Source organism: Aquimarina macrocephali JAMB N27, assembly GCF_000520995.1.
GTDB classification, from domain to species: domain Bacteria; phylum Bacteroidota; class Bacteroidia; order Flavobacteriales; family Flavobacteriaceae; genus Aquimarina; species Aquimarina macrocephali.
In genome coordinates, this window is sequence record NZ_JACA01000019.1 from 21671 (window position 1) to 36861 (window position 15191).

At 32.1% G+C, this 15191-nt stretch carries 13 protein-coding genes; 5 read left to right on the forward strand and 8 right to left on the reverse strand.

From position 1 onward, the window contains the following. Window positions 1–100: 100 nt before the first annotated feature. The 4 genes from nagB (at window position 101) to Z054_RS32320 (ending at window position 7222) form a co-directional block, all read left to right on the forward strand. Window positions 101–2017, forward strand: coding sequence for a glucosamine-6-phosphate deaminase (gene nagB, locus Z054_RS0112055; protein WP_024770318.1), 1917 nt, complete (start codon window positions 101–103; stop codon window positions 2015–2017). A gap of 143 nt (window positions 2018–2160) precedes the next feature. After that, window positions 2161–3033, forward strand: coding sequence for an N-acetylglucosamine kinase (locus tag Z054_RS0112060; RefSeq protein ID WP_024770319.1), 873 nt, complete (start codon window positions 2161–2163; stop codon window positions 3031–3033). Continuing rightward, the gene (locus Z054_RS0112065; protein ID WP_084050314.1) at window positions 3033–5336 is read left to right on the forward strand and encodes a family 20 glycosylhydrolase; all 2304 of its coding nucleotides are present in this window, start codon (window positions 3033–3035) and stop codon (window positions 5334–5336) included. The genes Z054_RS0112060 and Z054_RS0112065 overlap by 1 nt, the downstream gene beginning before the upstream one ends. A gap of 47 nt (window positions 5337–5383) precedes the next feature. Then, window positions 5384–7222 (forward strand): Ig-like domain-containing protein, encoded by a 1839-nt coding sequence (locus Z054_RS32320; RefSeq protein ID WP_024770321.1) that lies wholly within the window; start codon window positions 5384–5386, stop codon window positions 7220–7222. A 60-nt stretch (window positions 7223–7282) separates the two neighbouring features. Here the strand turns inward: Z054_RS32320 and Z054_RS0112075 are convergent, their stop codons facing one another. Further along, window positions 7283–8068 carry an aminoglycoside N(3)-acetyltransferase gene (locus Z054_RS0112075; protein ID WP_024770322.1) on the reverse strand — a complete coding sequence of 262 codons (786 nt, stop codon included), beginning with the start codon at window positions 8066–8068 and terminating at the stop codon, window positions 7283–7285. Window positions 8069–8152: 84 nt separating this feature from the next. Then, on the reverse strand, window positions 8153–8902 hold the full coding sequence (locus Z054_RS0112080; RefSeq protein WP_024770323.1) for a DUF6882 domain-containing protein: 750 nt from the start codon (window positions 8900–8902) through the stop codon (window positions 8153–8155). 260 nt (window positions 8903–9162) lie between these two features. Here Z054_RS0112080 and Z054_RS0112085 point away from each other — a divergent pair, with 260 nt between their 5' ends. After that, a complete protein-coding gene (locus Z054_RS0112085) occupies window positions 9163–10467 on the forward strand; it encodes a hypothetical protein (protein ID WP_051473732.1) in 1305 nt (434 codons plus the stop codon). 58 nt (window positions 10468–10525) lie between these two features. On the opposite strand, the gene Z054_RS0112090 is transcribed toward Z054_RS0112085, so the two are convergent. The 6 genes from Z054_RS0112090 to Z054_RS0112115 all read right to left on the reverse strand — a co-directional run bounded on the left by Z054_RS0112090 (window position 10526) and on the right by Z054_RS0112115 (window position 15063). Beyond that, the gene (locus Z054_RS0112090; RefSeq protein WP_024770325.1) at window positions 10526–11089 is read right to left on the reverse strand and encodes a hypothetical protein; all 564 of its coding nucleotides are present in this window, start codon (window positions 11087–11089) and stop codon (window positions 10526–10528) included. Window positions 11090–11196: 107 nt separating this feature from the next. Further along, the gene (locus Z054_RS0112095; RefSeq protein ID WP_024770326.1) at window positions 11197–11520 is read right to left on the reverse strand and encodes a winged helix-turn-helix transcriptional regulator; all 324 of its coding nucleotides are present in this window, start codon (window positions 11518–11520) and stop codon (window positions 11197–11199) included. A 209-nt stretch (window positions 11521–11729) separates the two neighbouring features. Then, entirely contained in the window at window positions 11730–12920 is a 1191-nt protein-coding gene (locus Z054_RS0112100) for an alpha/beta hydrolase-fold protein (RefSeq protein ID WP_084050317.1), read from the reverse strand. 71 nt (window positions 12921–12991) lie between these two features. Then, on the reverse strand, window positions 12992–13837 hold the full coding sequence (locus tag Z054_RS0112105) for a helix-turn-helix domain-containing protein (protein ID WP_024770328.1): 846 nt from the start codon (window positions 13835–13837) through the stop codon (window positions 12992–12994). Window positions 13838–13921: 84 nt separating this feature from the next. After that, a complete protein-coding gene (locus Z054_RS0112110; protein WP_024770329.1) occupies window positions 13922–14473 on the reverse strand; it encodes a DinB family protein in 552 nt (183 codons plus the stop codon). 53 nt (window positions 14474–14526) lie between these two features. Continuing rightward, window positions 14527–15063, reverse strand: coding sequence for a Crp/Fnr family transcriptional regulator (locus tag Z054_RS0112115; RefSeq protein ID WP_024770330.1), 537 nt, complete (start codon window positions 15061–15063; stop codon window positions 14527–14529). Between the last annotated feature and the right edge of the window lie 128 nt (window positions 15064–15191).

Consider the following 15191-nt stretch of genomic DNA (forward strand, 5'->3'; position numbering starts at 1 on the left):
ATGAAAGAGATGGATAGAGCATTATCTCTCAACTCCATCTCTTTTCATAAAAAGCCTTAAAATAAAAAAACAATTAAAACAATCAAACTCTTGAGGAAAAATGATCCAGGAAATTGAATATAAACAGGTAGGACAGTTTGAAAAAACGAAGTTTGAGAAGATTCATAATGAAATATTCCCCGATTCGTCGATAGCTTCAAAGCTTGTTGCACACGAAATTGCAACATTAATTAAACAAAAACAACAAGAAGGTAGCCCTTGTGTACTAGGTCTGGCCACAGGTTCTTCTCCTATAAAAGTATATGAAGAATTAGTAAGCTTACATCGTTCTGGAGAGTTAAGCTTTTCAAACGTAATTACTTTTAATCTGGATGAATATTATCCAATGGATACTGCACATCAGCAAAGTTATTATCACTTCATGCATCAACACTTATTTGATCATGTAGATATTAACCCAGAAAACATCAACATTCCTGATGGCACCATTCCTGTTACAGAAATGGATCAATATTGCATTGATTACGAAATGAAGATCAAAAAGTACGGCGGACTAGATTTTCAACTCTTAGGAATTGGTAGAACAGGACATATCGGTTTTAACGAACCAGGATCACATCCCAATTCGGGTACGCGAATCATCACATTAGATCATGTCACCAGAACTGATGCTTCTTCTGATTTTAATGGTTTAGAAAATGTTCCCAAAAAAGCCGTTACTATGGGAATAAGTACCATAATGAAATCCAGAAGGGTATTACTATTAGCTTGGGGACATAAAAAGGCTACAGTGGTTAAACAGACAATAGAAGGTGAAATTACATCTAATATTCCTGCATCTTTTTTACAAGAACATAAAAATACCACTATTATCCTTGATTCTGAAGCTGCTTCTGAACTTACACGAATCAAAACACCATGGCTTGTAGATCAATGTATCTGGAAAGAACAATTAAAATTTAAAGCTGTTACCTGGTTGAGTCAAGAACTCAATAAACCTGTCTTAAAACTTACAGATAAAGATTATAACGACAATGGAATGTCTGGTCTCTTGGCTGTTGAAGGGTCTTCTTATGATTTAAATATTAAAATTTTTAATAACGTTCAACATACCATCACAGGGTGGCCAGGAGGAAAACCAAATGCAGATGATACAAACAGACCCGAGAGAGCCCTCCCTGCAAAAAAGAGAGTTTTAATTTTTAGTCCTCACCCAGATGATGATGTAATATCAATGGGAGGAACATTCTTAAGATTAATTGATCAAGGACATGATGTACATGTTGCTTATCAAACTTCGGGTAATATAGCGGTTACGGATGATGAAGCCTTAAAGTTTGCTGAGGTAGCCAATAGTGTTCATCCTAATAAAGAAGAAGATACTTTTAAAAAGGTAATTACATTTCTTAAATCAAAAAACCCAGGTGATATCGATATACCAGAAGTTCGGTTAATCAAAGGATTAATTAGAAGAATGGAATCTTTGGGTGCTACTCGGTATTTTGGATTAGATGATGATAAGGTTCATTTTTTAGATCTTCCTTTTTATGAAACCGGAAGAATCAAAAAAAATCCGTTAGGAGAGGAAGATGTAACTCTTACAGCTAGTATTATTGAAAAAATAAAACCACATCAAATATATGCTGCAGGTGATCTTGCCGATCCCCATGGAACTCATAAGGTTTGTCTAGATGCTATTTTCGAGGCTATCAACAACCTAAAAAGTAAAACCTTCATGGATGATTGTTGGGTATGGTTATATAGAGGTGCCTGGCAAGAATGGGACGTTTCTGAAATTGAAATGGCCGTACCTCTAAGTCCACACGAAGTATCCAAAAAAACTAATGCCATCCTATATCACCAATCTCAAAAAGATAGAGTGATGTTTCAAGGAGAAGATTCAAGAGAATTTTGGCTAAGAGCTCGTGAAAGAAATAGAAATACAGCGATATTATATGATAAGCTTGGTCTCGCAGATTATGAAGCGATAGAAGCTTTTAAGAGATATCTATTTTAAAATTAATTGCATTGTTTGTTAGATAAATTTTTGCAAAAAACAACCTTCCCTCAACATATGAGGGAAAGTTGCTTTTAAAAAGAATCTCTTCGCTATGCACCAGCAATAAGACAATACATAAATGATAAATAAACTAATGACTAATGATATTATTTGCAGATAGCGGTTCTACCAAATGTGATTGGGTTCTTGTTGATAATGATGGAGAACTCATTGATAAGACTAAAACCGATGGTATAAACCCTCTTTTGCTTTCTGACGATGCTATCATAAATATTGTTCAAAAAGCAGACTCTATACTCCAAAAAAGAGATCTCATACATAAGATTTATTTTTATGGTGCAGGGTGTGGTGAGGCTGATGCTAAGAAAAAAATAGCTCTCGTGCTGCAATCTATATTTAAAAATGTAACATCTACTGTTATAGAAGAGGATATCATTGGAGCCGTAAAAGCCACAACAGAAAAGCCTAGTGTAGTATGCATTTTGGGAACAGGAGCAAATTGCTGTTATTTTGATGGAGAAAAAGTTATTCAAAAATCCCCTGCTTTGGGGTACCTATTAGCAGATGAAGGTAGCGGTAATTATTTAGGGAAAAAATTGATTAAAGATTATTTCCTAGGTAAAATGCCATCTGATACAGCCTCATTATTTAAGAATGAATATACTACCGAACTTAATCAAATTCTTGATGAATTATATTGTGCTGATCATCCAAATAAGTACTTAGCTTCTTATGCAAAATTCATTTTTAGAAATCGAGGGAATGCTTATCTCGAAGGAATTTTACATCATGGTATTTCAAAATTTATAAGTACTTACCTTTTTCAATACAAAGAAGAATTATCCAAACATCCTATACACTTTGTAGGTTCGGTAGCCTACTACTCTCAAGATATTATAAAAAAATTATTAGATGACCATGGTTATCGGGTTAGAGGTTTTGTAAAAAAACCAATAGACCATTTAGTTAATCGCCTGATTATCCAAAGAATTTCTCAAAAAACAAGTCAGTAATGAGTTTACGAATTATACCTTTCTTTTTTTTAATTTTCATGACCTGTAAAAGTCCTGATTCATCATTCCCTGTTAATCAATCTTTGAGTATCACCCCCATACCTTTCAAAGTAGATCAAAAACAAGGATATTTCGAAATCAATAAAAAAACTACTTTTCTATGTAATAATAATTCTTCTGCAGTTATCGCAAGTTTTTTTATCGGAAAAATGAAGACTTTCACAGGTCATTCTTTTTCAATAGATAATGAAAATAACACCAAAAACAGCATTCAATTAATCAAAGAAAGTACGCTAGATTTTGGTGAAGAAGAATATCGTCTGTCTATATCAAAAGATGAAATAAAAATAAAAGCAAAAACCGATCAAGGATTGTTTTATGGAATGCAGACTTTTATGCAACTTCTTCCGTTATATGATGCTAATTCAAAAAATCAAATGCATCTTCCTGTTAAAATCCAGGCTCTAGATATAGAAGATAAACCTCGTTTCGGTTGGAGAGGGATGCATCTGGATGTTTCCAGGCATTTTTTCTCAATTGATTTTATCAAAAAACAACTTGATCTATTATCTCTTTTCAAGATCAACAAGTTTCATTGGCACTTAACTGATGATCAGGGATGGCGAATAGAAATAAAAAAATACCCTAAACTTACAGAGGTTGGATCCAAAAGAAAAAATGCTGATGGTTCTTTTCATCAAGGATTTTATACCCAAGAAGAAATAAAAGAAGTCGTAGAATACGCCAAAGAAAGATTTATTGATGTAATTCCAGAATTTGACACACCCGGGCATGCTATAGCAATTTTGGCAGGATACCCAGAGCTTTCTTGTAGTAAAGAAAAATATGAAGTAAGAAATTTATGGGGTGTCGAATCTAGTATACTCTGTCCAGGAAAAGAAGAAACTTACACTTTTATAGAAGATGTAGTCCAAGAACTATCGACTCTCTTTCCTTATGGATATTATCATATGGGAGGAGATGAAGTACCAAAAGATCAATGGAAAAATTCTGCAGAATGCCAAAAATTAAAAAAACGCGAAGGCCTGAAAGATGAAAAAGAAATTCAAAGTTATTTTATGGCTCGTGTAGAAAAGATCTTATCAAAATATCATAAAAAAATGATTGGATGGGATGAGATTCTGGAAGGTGGTATTACTCCCACAACAAATATTATGTCATGGCAAGGAGAAGAAGGTGGAATCAAGGCTGCTAACAAAGGGCATGATGTTATCATGACTCCTGCAAAGTATTGTTATTTTAATTTTTATCAAGGAGATTTTAAAGCAGAACCTTTAGCTTTTGGAGGATATATCCCACTGGACAAAGTATATCACTATGATCCAATACCAAAAGAAATTGAAGAAGATAAAAAGAAACATATTTTAGGCGCACAAGGAAATGTCTGGACAGAATATACATATAAAGAAGAAACAATTGAGTACCTGTTATATCCACGTATCATAGCATTAGCAGAGACTACATGGTCACAAAAAGAAAATAAAAAATTCGGTGATTTCTTAAATAGATTGAATAGTGTTTATGATGTATTAGAACATTACAATATCAATTACCATATTCCTCTTCCCGAGGGGCCTACTTCAAATAAGATCGTATTTACTGATAGTGTAAGTATTCCTTTTTCTACTACACATCCGGTTAAAATGGTATACACCACAGATGGAACAGATCCAATACCAACTAGCACAGTATATACCGAACCATTAAATTTTAAGGAAAATACCGAATTGCGAATTGCTTCAATATTGAAAAGTGGAAAAATAAGTGACATTAGAAAATTGAACATCACAAAAGAAACTCCCATTCCTCCTTCTGATACTGCAGAATTATCTCAAGGACTTATCAAGAAAGAGATAAAAGGTTATTTCAAAAGTATCAGTGATGTTAATGATAGTACTAAAAGTCATATATCTACTATTAAAAATATCAAAGATGCAAATACAACATATCACTGGGGTCACGAAGTAAATGAAGATAATTTCAAGGCAGTTTTTCTTGATGGGTATGTTGACATCCCAGAAGATGGGGTTTATTATTTTTCTAGTACACAAGATCAGATATGGATAGCAGATCAGCTCGTTATTGATTATAAAACTCCGTTAAAAAAACATCCAAAAGAAAGCTCAATCGCTTTACAAAAAGGAAAACATAAACTTAAGATAGTGTATCTAAACAACATAGCAAAAGGTTGGGCAACAGATTGGAATACTGTAGAATTAAAATATAGAAAAGCTTCTGAGGTTGATTATAAAGAAATAGATGAACATATGATTTTTCATTAACTGTATAATGGCCTCGCAATATTCACAAACTCTTAATTTAATACACAATGAAATTACTTAAAAGATTATCAGTCCTCTTATTCATACAGGTCTTCTTATTTTCCTGTACAAATGAAAGTTTTTTAGAAGAAGGAGCCCCGGAGGCTCAAAATTCTGAAACAAATCTAACAGACAAGGCAGCACTCACAGAGCCTATTGTTTTAGGATATTTCCCTTCTTGGTCCGAAAGCTGGGCCGGACCTGGGCAAGGATCAAAACTAAGAGATATCCCAGAACATATCACTCACGTTTTTTTGGCATTTGCAAAGCCTAATCTTCGTTATCAAAAAGGTACTTTAGATATTACCAATACAGGTATTCAAACTCCTTACGGAGGGGATACTTTAAAAGAATCTGTAGCCGCTCTAAAATCAAAAGGCATTAAAGTTATTTTATCTGTCGGTGGAGAAACGTATTGGGGTACAGATGCTGCTTATGATATAAATTATCAGCAGATCAAAGATCTGGTAGATGACATGGGATTTGAAGGCATCGATTGGGATTTTGAACCTAATGGTAGTTTTGCCACTATAGGAGAACCTATAAATGTACAACGCTTCATCGATTTCTTTACAAATTCAAGAGCTATTATGCCAAAAGGACAATACCTATTAGCCTGTGCTCCTGCCGGAGTTGGAGCGTTAGGAGGTGCAAATAATGATGATCCCTCTTCTCCTTTCGCCTATAGCAAAAGAAACACTGTAACAGGAGAGTCTGATACCAATCTATTTAATGCTACTTCTCCTAATCAAGCCATTAGCTTATTTGGTTTTGCAACTACGGGACATATGATCCCCGTAATGGAAGCTGTTGGTGATAAAATCGATCTTATTGCATATCAAGGATATAATACAGGAGCTGCCAGTAATAGAAAAGTTATGTATGATGCATATAAACACTACTCAAATCAGTATGGTTTTTCTATTGCAGCCGGAGTTCATTATCCTAATGAGCCTTGGGGACCGTATTATGAATATACCTATCAAAATATAGCAGAGCTATCTAACCATATTTCTGTAAATAACAACTCTAATGATGGAGTTATGATATGGCAATTATTACTCGGTAATACGACTTCTTCTGCATATGGATATCTTCATGTTGCAAGTCAGGTATTAAATGGTGTATCACAATCTCAGGCTATAGCTAATGCAGAAAACTATCCAGAATCTCCATACTCTGGCGATGGCGGTGGAGGTACTGGATCAGGTTGTGAATCTGCTCCATGGAATGCTTCTGCTACTTATAACACTGGTCAGGAGGTTGTGCATAACAATAAATTATATCGTGCAAAATGGTGGTCGAAAAATGATAACCCAACATCAAATTCTGGAGCAGGATTGCCATGGGAATTTGTTCAGGATTGTAATGGTACCGGAGGAGGAAACAACCAATCTCCTTCTGTATCTATCACGTCTCCTACAAATAATCAATCTGTAACCCAGGGGCAGTCTATCAATATTACAGCAAATGCTTCTGATACTGATGGGACAATTACTAAAGTTGAATTTTTTCAAGGAACTACTAAACTTGGAGAAGATACAACAAGTCCATATAGCTATTCATGGAATAATGCTGCTGTAGGAAGTTATAATCTAAGCGCCGTTGCAACAGATAATGCTAATGCAACGTCTACATCAGCAACAGTATCTGTTACAATTACTTCTGGTGGTGGTAACGGTGGTTCTTGTAGTGGGATTGCAAATTGGACAGCATATCCAACAGTATATAATGTGGGAGACAAAGTAGTATATCAAGGTACATTATACGAAGCTCAGTCAGGGCCAATATGGGTAACCCCAGGTAGTGGTGAACACTGGTGGAAAACTATAGGAACCTGTAACTAAAAATAGTTTTTGATTGTTTAAAGTCCTCCGACACAATGGATCAGTGAAGGAGGGCTTTTTTTATATATTTATAGTATCAAAATAATTGGTTCCGTAATCAACTAATGTTTTTGCTACGCATAGAATTGAATCCGCTGTTCCTACTTTTCCTATACTTGCATTTCTATTCTTCAAATATGACGCTCCTATTTTAGGAAAATAAGTACTATTATCATTTCCCATATCCTCTACTTCAACCCATACTTTTTTAGTATTATGAAAAATCGGATACCTACTAGTCGTGATTCTCCTGTTTTTTGATTTTGATTCTGCAAAATGAAGCATCGTACATCGATTGAACCCTACTCCCAATAGAAGTATTTCGAAATTAAAATCATAAACTTTTTCGTAAGGCGTATTTTCTCCTTCTGAAATTTCTAAAGTATGAATTTTTATAATTTCAGCTGATAATTTTCCCCAGGCAGATACTGAGCTAATGGGGTGATCGCTTCGTAAAGTTTCGGGCCAGTTTCTAAATGTTTCTGGTATTGCACCCATTGTTGTTGGTGTTGTATTAAGGTCAAACACAGGTAAATGTTCTACTATTTTTGGTATCCAATTTTCTGGGATTTTGGTTTCGCCCCAATCATTAGGATGTAAACAAAATGGGGTTGCAGCAGGCATAACAATAGTTCCCTCTTTACCAATGATATCAATTAGCGCGCTCACCACTGTTTGTGCTCCTCCAATTACCCACCCTATCTTACTTAACGAAGAATGAAGCATTAGGTTCATTCCAGTCTTAATTCCTATTGCCTGGAAATCCTTAATCAATTCACTTTTAGAAATTGGCTGAAGTTCTGTCATAAAAGTTTTACTATCTAGTTATCTATCTATTGTTAATACAGTAGTAGTTAATTGAAGTACAATCTAATCTAAATATAATGTTACTTATATCTTTCCATTTAGGTTTTTAAGTCTTCCCAATTCATCAAATTCTGCAACTAATACTTTATCATTTTTTAATCCCTCAATCGTATTTTCTTCGTTCTTTATTTGAAAATCCTTGTCAATCAAATAGTTTAGAAACGCATTTTTATGATTTATCTCAATACTACTAATAAGTTGAGGAAAATTGGTTACCACTTTTTCAAGCCAGTTATTGTCTATTCGAGGTATGTCTTTACTTTTTATAGTAACAACCATTGTTCCTTGCCCATAATTTGCACAAAAGTAAGCATCAGCATTTAGCATACCACTTACAATAAGTCCCATTTTATGCTCGAACCCCTCCTCTACAGAAAAATGTCCGTTCACAAATTCTTCTATATTATTTTGCTCTCCAATACTTTTTAATTTTAAAGAGCTTTCTAATAAATTAGCAGGTATACCACTCTTTTCATTTGCCCATCCCCACATCCAGGAGAAATCATTAAAAGACAAAGAACCAATCACTTCAAAAGGAAAATTATATTCTCCAAAGGTAATAAGACCTTCATTTAGATTTATATTCCAGGAATGTTCACCTGTTATTTCGCTAAAATTCTGTTGTTTTTCAAAAGACAAACCTCCATGTAGCTCAAGCAAATCAACGAAGTTATCAAAATTTGATTTTGATAGTTTTCTAAATCCATCGGTATTCATACTTGATTCAACTTTTGATTCCTGTTTATTTCCAAATAATTTTTTGAAGATGCTCATTCTTTATTTTTAGTATTCATCTCTCAAAAATACGGTTTATTATAATTTTTACGGATATTCATTAAAATATAAGAACCTGCAACGCTACCAAATAGTAGTCATTCTGATGTTAACCTGTTTTGTATTTGGTCTTGTTTATAATTAGTACATCTTCACTAAACTCATAAAATATTTTATTAAACAATTGTTAAACTAGATTTATAGTTCTATAACTATATTTATAGTTATTACATTTACTCGATCACCATAAATCAATCATCATGAAAAAAATGTTATTATTAGCAATCATCATGCTATGCTATTCTTGTTTTACAAAAAAATCTGATGAAGGGAATTTAAATCAAGAATTAACCGAAAAAGAAATTGCTAGAAAAACCTTTTCTGATATTGAAAGTTTATTAAAAATTGACAATGGTAAATTTTGGAATAAACAATTATATGGGCCAATAATTTTGGTTAATCCTAAGACTAGAGTTTTCTTTTCTAATGAAAATAACGCAACAAAAAAATTCAAGCAAATCAATTCTATATTTTCAGATACTTTACCCAAACATATAAATATTGCAAACACTGCTATAAATTGGGATAACAAAAGATGGTCAATGGTAATCTTACCCCTTCCCGATGATAAAACGTCAAGAGATAATTTAGTAATTCATGAATTGTTTCATAGAGTCCAACCCGAAATTGGGTTCGATAGTCTTCAAGAGCAAAGTAATGGGCATTTGGATACTTATACTAATCGGATATTACTAAAACTTGAATTGGAAGCCTTAAAAAGTGCTTTGTCATCTAAAAATGAAATAAAACAACATCTCAAAAATGCATTAACATTCAGAAAAATCAGACAAAACGATGAACAAAAGAAAGAAGCCGAAAATTCACTAGAAATAAATGAAGGGTTAGCAGAATTTACCGGAATTATGCTTAGTGGGAGAGATAAAAACGAAATGAAAATTCATTTGATAAATAGCATAAATCAATTTTACACAAATTCAACATTTGTAAGGTCTTTTGCATATCAAACAGTACCGGTTTATGGTTATTTACTTTCTAATCAAAAAAATAATTGGCATAAAGATATTTCAAAGAATACTAAGCTAACAGATTATTTTATTGAATCTTTTGGGATAGATATAAACAGTAATTCCTCTTTTGAACTAATTGCACAAGAAAACAATTACAATTATAATGAAATATTAAAAGTAGAGAGCGTTAGAGAGGATAAGCGTTTGGCAAAAATTTTACAACTAAAAACAAAATTTCTTGAACAACCTACTTTAAAATTGAATCTTGAAAAAATGAAGATTTCATTTGATCCAAGAAACATAACTCCTCTAGAAAATTTTGGGACGGTATATCCAACAATGAGAATAACTGATAATTGGGGGATTTTAACAGTAAATAATGGTGCATTATTAGCTTCAAATTGGGAAAATGTAATCGTTACCCAACCAGTCGATATTGATAGTGAAATTATAATAGGTGATGGATGGTCTTTAGAACTAAACGAAAGTTGGAAAATAGAAAAAGTAAAAGATAAATTTGAATTGAAAAAGCATTAGAACCTGACTCTTTTAAACCCAGAGATATTTATCAATTTTATATGGCGTTGGACAATAGTTATTTTATTCTTTTGACATTAGTTATACTGCTTTCTATTTTAATATTGCTTAATTTTTCATAAAGGCTTTCGATGTTTTTATTTTCATTGTGTACATTTATTAAATTTTCAACTTTGTTTTTGTCAGAAGTATCATATATTATTTTTAGAATTGTTGAAGTATCACATTGTAAAAAATAATTTTGTCCATCAATAGTCATATAATCAAAAGTAGAGTTTGGAGGTATTGATATGAAATGCATTCTATCTCTTTCAGCAAGTATGCTAGGTTCTCCCTCATCTACATCCCATACATACTCAACGTCACAAGGAAAGTCTAGAGAGAAAAAATCTATATCTATTTTAGAATCCCTTTTAGAGTCTAAAACAAACAAAGAGTCACTAGAGTTATTCACTAACTTGAAAAAAACTTTAAAGTTCTGACCTTTTATTAGGTTAGTTTTTATCGTGTCAATCTCAAAATAAACTAATGGTTTAGAATTTGAAGAAGTTTTTTTTACTTGTGTAACTTTACATGAAAATAAGATTCCGAAAAAGGTAAATAATAATAAGGTATTTCTCATTTTTTTGCTTTAATTATTGCCAACAATGGAATATAGGATGCATGTCCTATATTATACAAAAATAGGAGCTTTACTCTCCATTTGAGTAGTGTTTTTTTAAGAAAATTTTATAATTGTTTACCAAAATCATCTAAGACTTTTAGCACAGGAATAAGCTCTTTTCCTTTTTTTGTTAAAGAGTACTCTACTTTTTTGGGATACACTTCATAATCTTTTTTTTGAATAATACCATCATCTACTAATTCACCTAGCTGTTTGGTTAAAGCTCTTTTAGAAGCTTCGGGATTGTATTTTTCTAAATCTTTGAGTCTACAATTCCCTCTATTAAGTTCACATAATAGTGCAAGTTTCCATTTCCCAGAAATAACATGTAATGTTCTCTCCATCGGACAATCAATTTTTAAAGGTGTTTTTCTGGTGTAGGTTCTCATCTATTATGTTTCTTTAAAGTTACAATAAACATAGTGTATATGGTTAACGAAAGTATAAAAAACAGCCCTTTTATCGTGCTAAAACTAATCGTTCTCTATATTTTAGTTTTAACACCATTTACGATTTGAATTTTCTGTAATAAAATATTCTTTTTTCGCCTCTGCATCCGAATAAAGAAACCCTTTACAGAGCCTCAAAAAGGGGAATCCTATTTAATTTTCTTCCTGTTTTTATCATAGACATTTTTATAGTACTCATAGGTCCCCTCATATTCAAAAGTATCTTTTTCCTTTTCAATTATATTTAGAGCCAAGTCAAAATACTCTTTTGCCTGCTTATTATTTTTAGTTTTCACAGAATTCTCCCCTATTTTATTGTACAATTGAGATTTTTGGGGATAATTTTTGACAGCTTGTTTATAAAACGCTACCGCTTCAGTATACAGTTCTTTTTTCTCCAAAAAATAACCAAAATCATAAAGATCATCGAGCGAAGGTGTGTTTGTATACTCTGCCCAGTTCGAAAGGTTTTTGTAGAAGTTATCAAAGTTTGTTAATACGCTTCCTGCATTCAGCATATTTTCTTTTTGTTGTTCTGACACCTCCCACTTTTTAGACAACTTTAATAATCCTCTATGTATACTTTCTGTTGGTATAGTAGCATGAGTAAAGCCATCGTATACAGAGAATTGCCAACTAAAAGTTTCTGAATTGTGATCTCGTACTAATGCATCTAATTTCTTTACTGGTGGTAAAAAATCAACATCAGGTTTTCCCTTGTTTCCTATAGTAGTAAAAACGAATTTATTCAGTTTTTTAATCTTTTCGATATTTTTCTGAATTTTTAAAATGATTTCTTCATCATCAATTTGAAGATTAGGGCTTATTGCGATGTACGCATTAAAAAGTTTTGGGTTATCTACAATGCTATTGAGAATAAAAGTTCCTCCCAAAGAATGCCCAATAGCTGTTTTAAATGAGGCAGGATGATATAAACTATCTATCATAGGGATCACTTCATGAGTAAGATGATTTTCTAAAAACTTTGCGCCGCCTAGACTTGGCATCTTCCAATCTTCATTTACCGGCTCTGGAGTCAATTCATATTGTCTATTATTCGAGTTTATCCCGACAACAATACTCTTAGGGAGTTCTTTTATTTCTATGAGGTAATCAATAATAGAAGTTGTTAGTTTAAAATACGGACTCCATTGAGCGTCAAATACATATATTACTGGTAACCGTTCTGTTGTATCATTTTTTTTGGGTAGGTGAACTTTGATCTCTCTTTGTTCTTTAAAATATTCTGAATTGATTTTGTGTGTTACATCATTTTGGTGTTGGGCTTTAAGGTTTAGCATAAAACCAAAGCAAAATAGTATACATAGTAGCTGTCTCATCTTGTTAAAAAATTTCAACAAAAATAAGACCTCAACTTATAGTTAAATTGGTGAAATGGGACATCTCATGATCACTTAAAAGTCCAAAAAGTATCTTCTGTTCCAAGGTGTTTTACATTTTTGAAAAAAGATTTAGGGTTAAACCCTGTAAGTTTCTTAAAGTGATTAATAAACTGAGACTGGTCGTAATATTCGTTTTTTAAAGCTATTTCGGTAAGTGAAGCATTATTATTTTTTAATAAATAATCAGTAAGAGATTTTCTAAACTGAATAATATCAATATACTCTTTAACTGTACAACACATATGTTTGTTAAACAACCTTAACAAGGTCTTTCTGCTCACATCTAATTCGTTTGATAGTTCTTTTACGGTAAATTTTTCTGATGATTCTATAATAATATAAATGCATTTTTTTAATACTTCTTCTTTAAAATCACAGAATTTATCTTCAAAGAACTGATCCAAAAGTGTCACTTTGCTTTCAATATTTTTTTCAGTATAAATAGATTCACAGCATGCTATTAAATCATTCCCAAAATAAGTAAATGATTTATCAATAGGGTCACCAGAAATACTAGATAAAGGGACTTTTATAAAATGATTAATTCCTGTTTCCTGAAAAACAATTCCTATTTTATCAAAAGGAGCTTGGATTTCGGCTGTTCTACACTGTTTTTGTACTCCAGAATAGAGAAAACTAAAATCTGTTTCGATATCGGGTATAGTTCTGGAGTGATTACAACTGTATTCTACTTTTGAATTTCTATATATTGTTAATGCATTTTTGGAATTAGGATAATACATAAACCTATTTTGTAATGAATTATCTACAGAACAATGAAAATAGTAATATGAAATATGCTCTTGTAAAAAAGAACTATTGGGTTTATGGGTAACAAATTCTTTTTGTTTCATTATTTATACTTCAGCTCTCGGATTACTACAGAAGGTTAAAAATAAGTAATCTTTAGAAATTAAGTACTGTTACCTTATGAAGTATCATGAGTAACTATTAGCTATCCTATTACATTGTACGATATGTCTTTGATTGTGATAAATAAGTACCCTAAACGTATCTCCCAATTTTAATTTTATCCATTTCGAAATACTGATCGATGTTTTAATCTTACTTAAATCTTTATTTCTTGCTATATCTAATAATTCTAACGTCTTGTGTTGTTGCGCTATAAACCTGTCAATACATTTTTTATCCAGATCACTGTTAATAGGATTTTTATCTTTGAATGTTTTCATTTTATTCAATTTTTCTTTGGGAAGCATACTCTTTGCAAAGTAATTCCCCAAAAGACCTGATTTAAAAACAGATGCATTTTTTCTTTTCGACCTTAGCATTCTATCTTCAATCTCGGGCAGATAATAATCTCCATATAAATTTAAATGTTCCAGACATTCTAAAATACTCCAACTCTCTGGCGTATTTTTCCAGTTGAGTTTTTCTATTGACAGCTGATTATATTTTTCTGCTTCATTAATATTTTTTCGTGTTCTTTCTACCAAATCCTGTAGTAAATCTTTTGATGCTATCTTCATTTGTTTTTTTATACAAAATTCTATGATTTGAAATTTTAAAACATTGATCGAAATTAAGATTTTTTAATTCTCGAAAGTGTTTCGGGTGTCATTCGTAAGTAGGAAGCAATATACTTGTTTGGTATTTCCTGAAAGAGCTGAGGGCTACGTTTTAAAACCCTATTATATCTTTCTACAGGAGAAGTGGTCAAAATATCCCTTTCTCTTTCCATTTGTTGTAATACAAAATTTTCTAAAATCAGGTACCATGTTTTAGTATGTTCTGGAGAGGACAACACAAAGTTCATAAGGTTAGCTTTTTTAATTACTTTTAAAGTCGTCTTCTTCAGGGCTTGAATATAAAAATCAGATGGTTTTTCGTTTATAAATGAATCGAGAGCCGCAATAAAATTGTTTCTGTAGCCAAACCTAATAGTGTGTTCTTCAAACTCGTCTATCACAAAAATTCTTAAACTACCATCTACAACCAGATATCCGTTTGTGTCAACACTTCCTTTTACTTTTAAATATTCATTCCTATCCAGTTTTAACTCTTTATCCCATAAATCTTGGCTGTTTATTTCTTCTAATAAGGTCGAAATTGGATTCATATTTTACGCACAGGTATTAGTCAAAACAAGATACTTTTTAGTACAGAGATTCTTTGATTTTGTACTAAAGTAGCAAAAAGACATAAACCTATTGTCTGGTAGTGATAATTTTCTGAAAAGGAAATCAG

Excerpts from the sequence above, each read along its gene's own strand:
- Z054_RS0112080 (WP_024770323.1), bottom strand. The coding sequence starts at position 8,902 with ATGAGCATCTTCAAAAAATTATTTGGAAATAAACAGGAATCAAAAGTT.
- Z054_RS0112075 (WP_024770322.1), bottom strand. The coding sequence starts at position 8,068 with ATGACAGAACTTCAGCCAATTTCTAAAAGTGAATTGATTAAGGATTTC.
- Z054_RS0112115 (WP_024770330.1), bottom strand. The coding sequence starts at position 15,063 with ATGAATCCAATTTCGACCTTATTAGAAGAAATAAACAGCCAAGATTTA.
- Z054_RS0112095 (WP_024770326.1), bottom strand. The coding sequence starts at position 11,520 with ATGAGAACCTACACCAGAAAAACACCTTTAAAAATTGATTGTCCGATG.
- Z054_RS32320 (WP_024770321.1), top strand. The coding sequence starts at position 5,384 with ATGAAATTACTTAAAAGATTATCAGTCCTCTTATTCATACAGGTCTTC.
- Z054_RS0112060 (WP_024770319.1), top strand. The coding sequence starts at position 2,161 with ATGATATTATTTGCAGATAGCGGTTCTACCAAATGTGATTGGGTTCTT.
- Z054_RS0112105 (WP_024770328.1), bottom strand. The coding sequence starts at position 13,837 with ATGAAACAAAAAGAATTTGTTACCCATAAACCCAATAGTTCTTTTTTA.
- nagB (WP_024770318.1), top strand. The coding sequence starts at position 101 with ATGATCCAGGAAATTGAATATAAACAGGTAGGACAGTTTGAAAAAACG.
- Z054_RS0112110 (WP_024770329.1), bottom strand. The coding sequence starts at position 14,473 with ATGAAGATAGCATCAAAAGATTTACTACAGGATTTGGTAGAAAGAACA.
- Z054_RS0112085 (WP_051473732.1), top strand. The coding sequence starts at position 9,163 with ATGAAAAAAATGTTATTATTAGCAATCATCATGCTATGCTATTCTTGT.
- Z054_RS0112100 (WP_084050317.1), bottom strand. The coding sequence starts at position 12,920 with ATGAGACAGCTACTATGTATACTATTTTGCTTTGGTTTTATGCTAAAC.
- Z054_RS0112065 (WP_084050314.1), top strand. The coding sequence starts at position 3,033 with ATGAGTTTACGAATTATACCTTTCTTTTTTTTAATTTTCATGACCTGT.
- Z054_RS0112090 (WP_024770325.1), bottom strand. The coding sequence starts at position 11,089 with ATGAGAAATACCTTATTATTATTTACCTTTTTCGGAATCTTATTTTCA.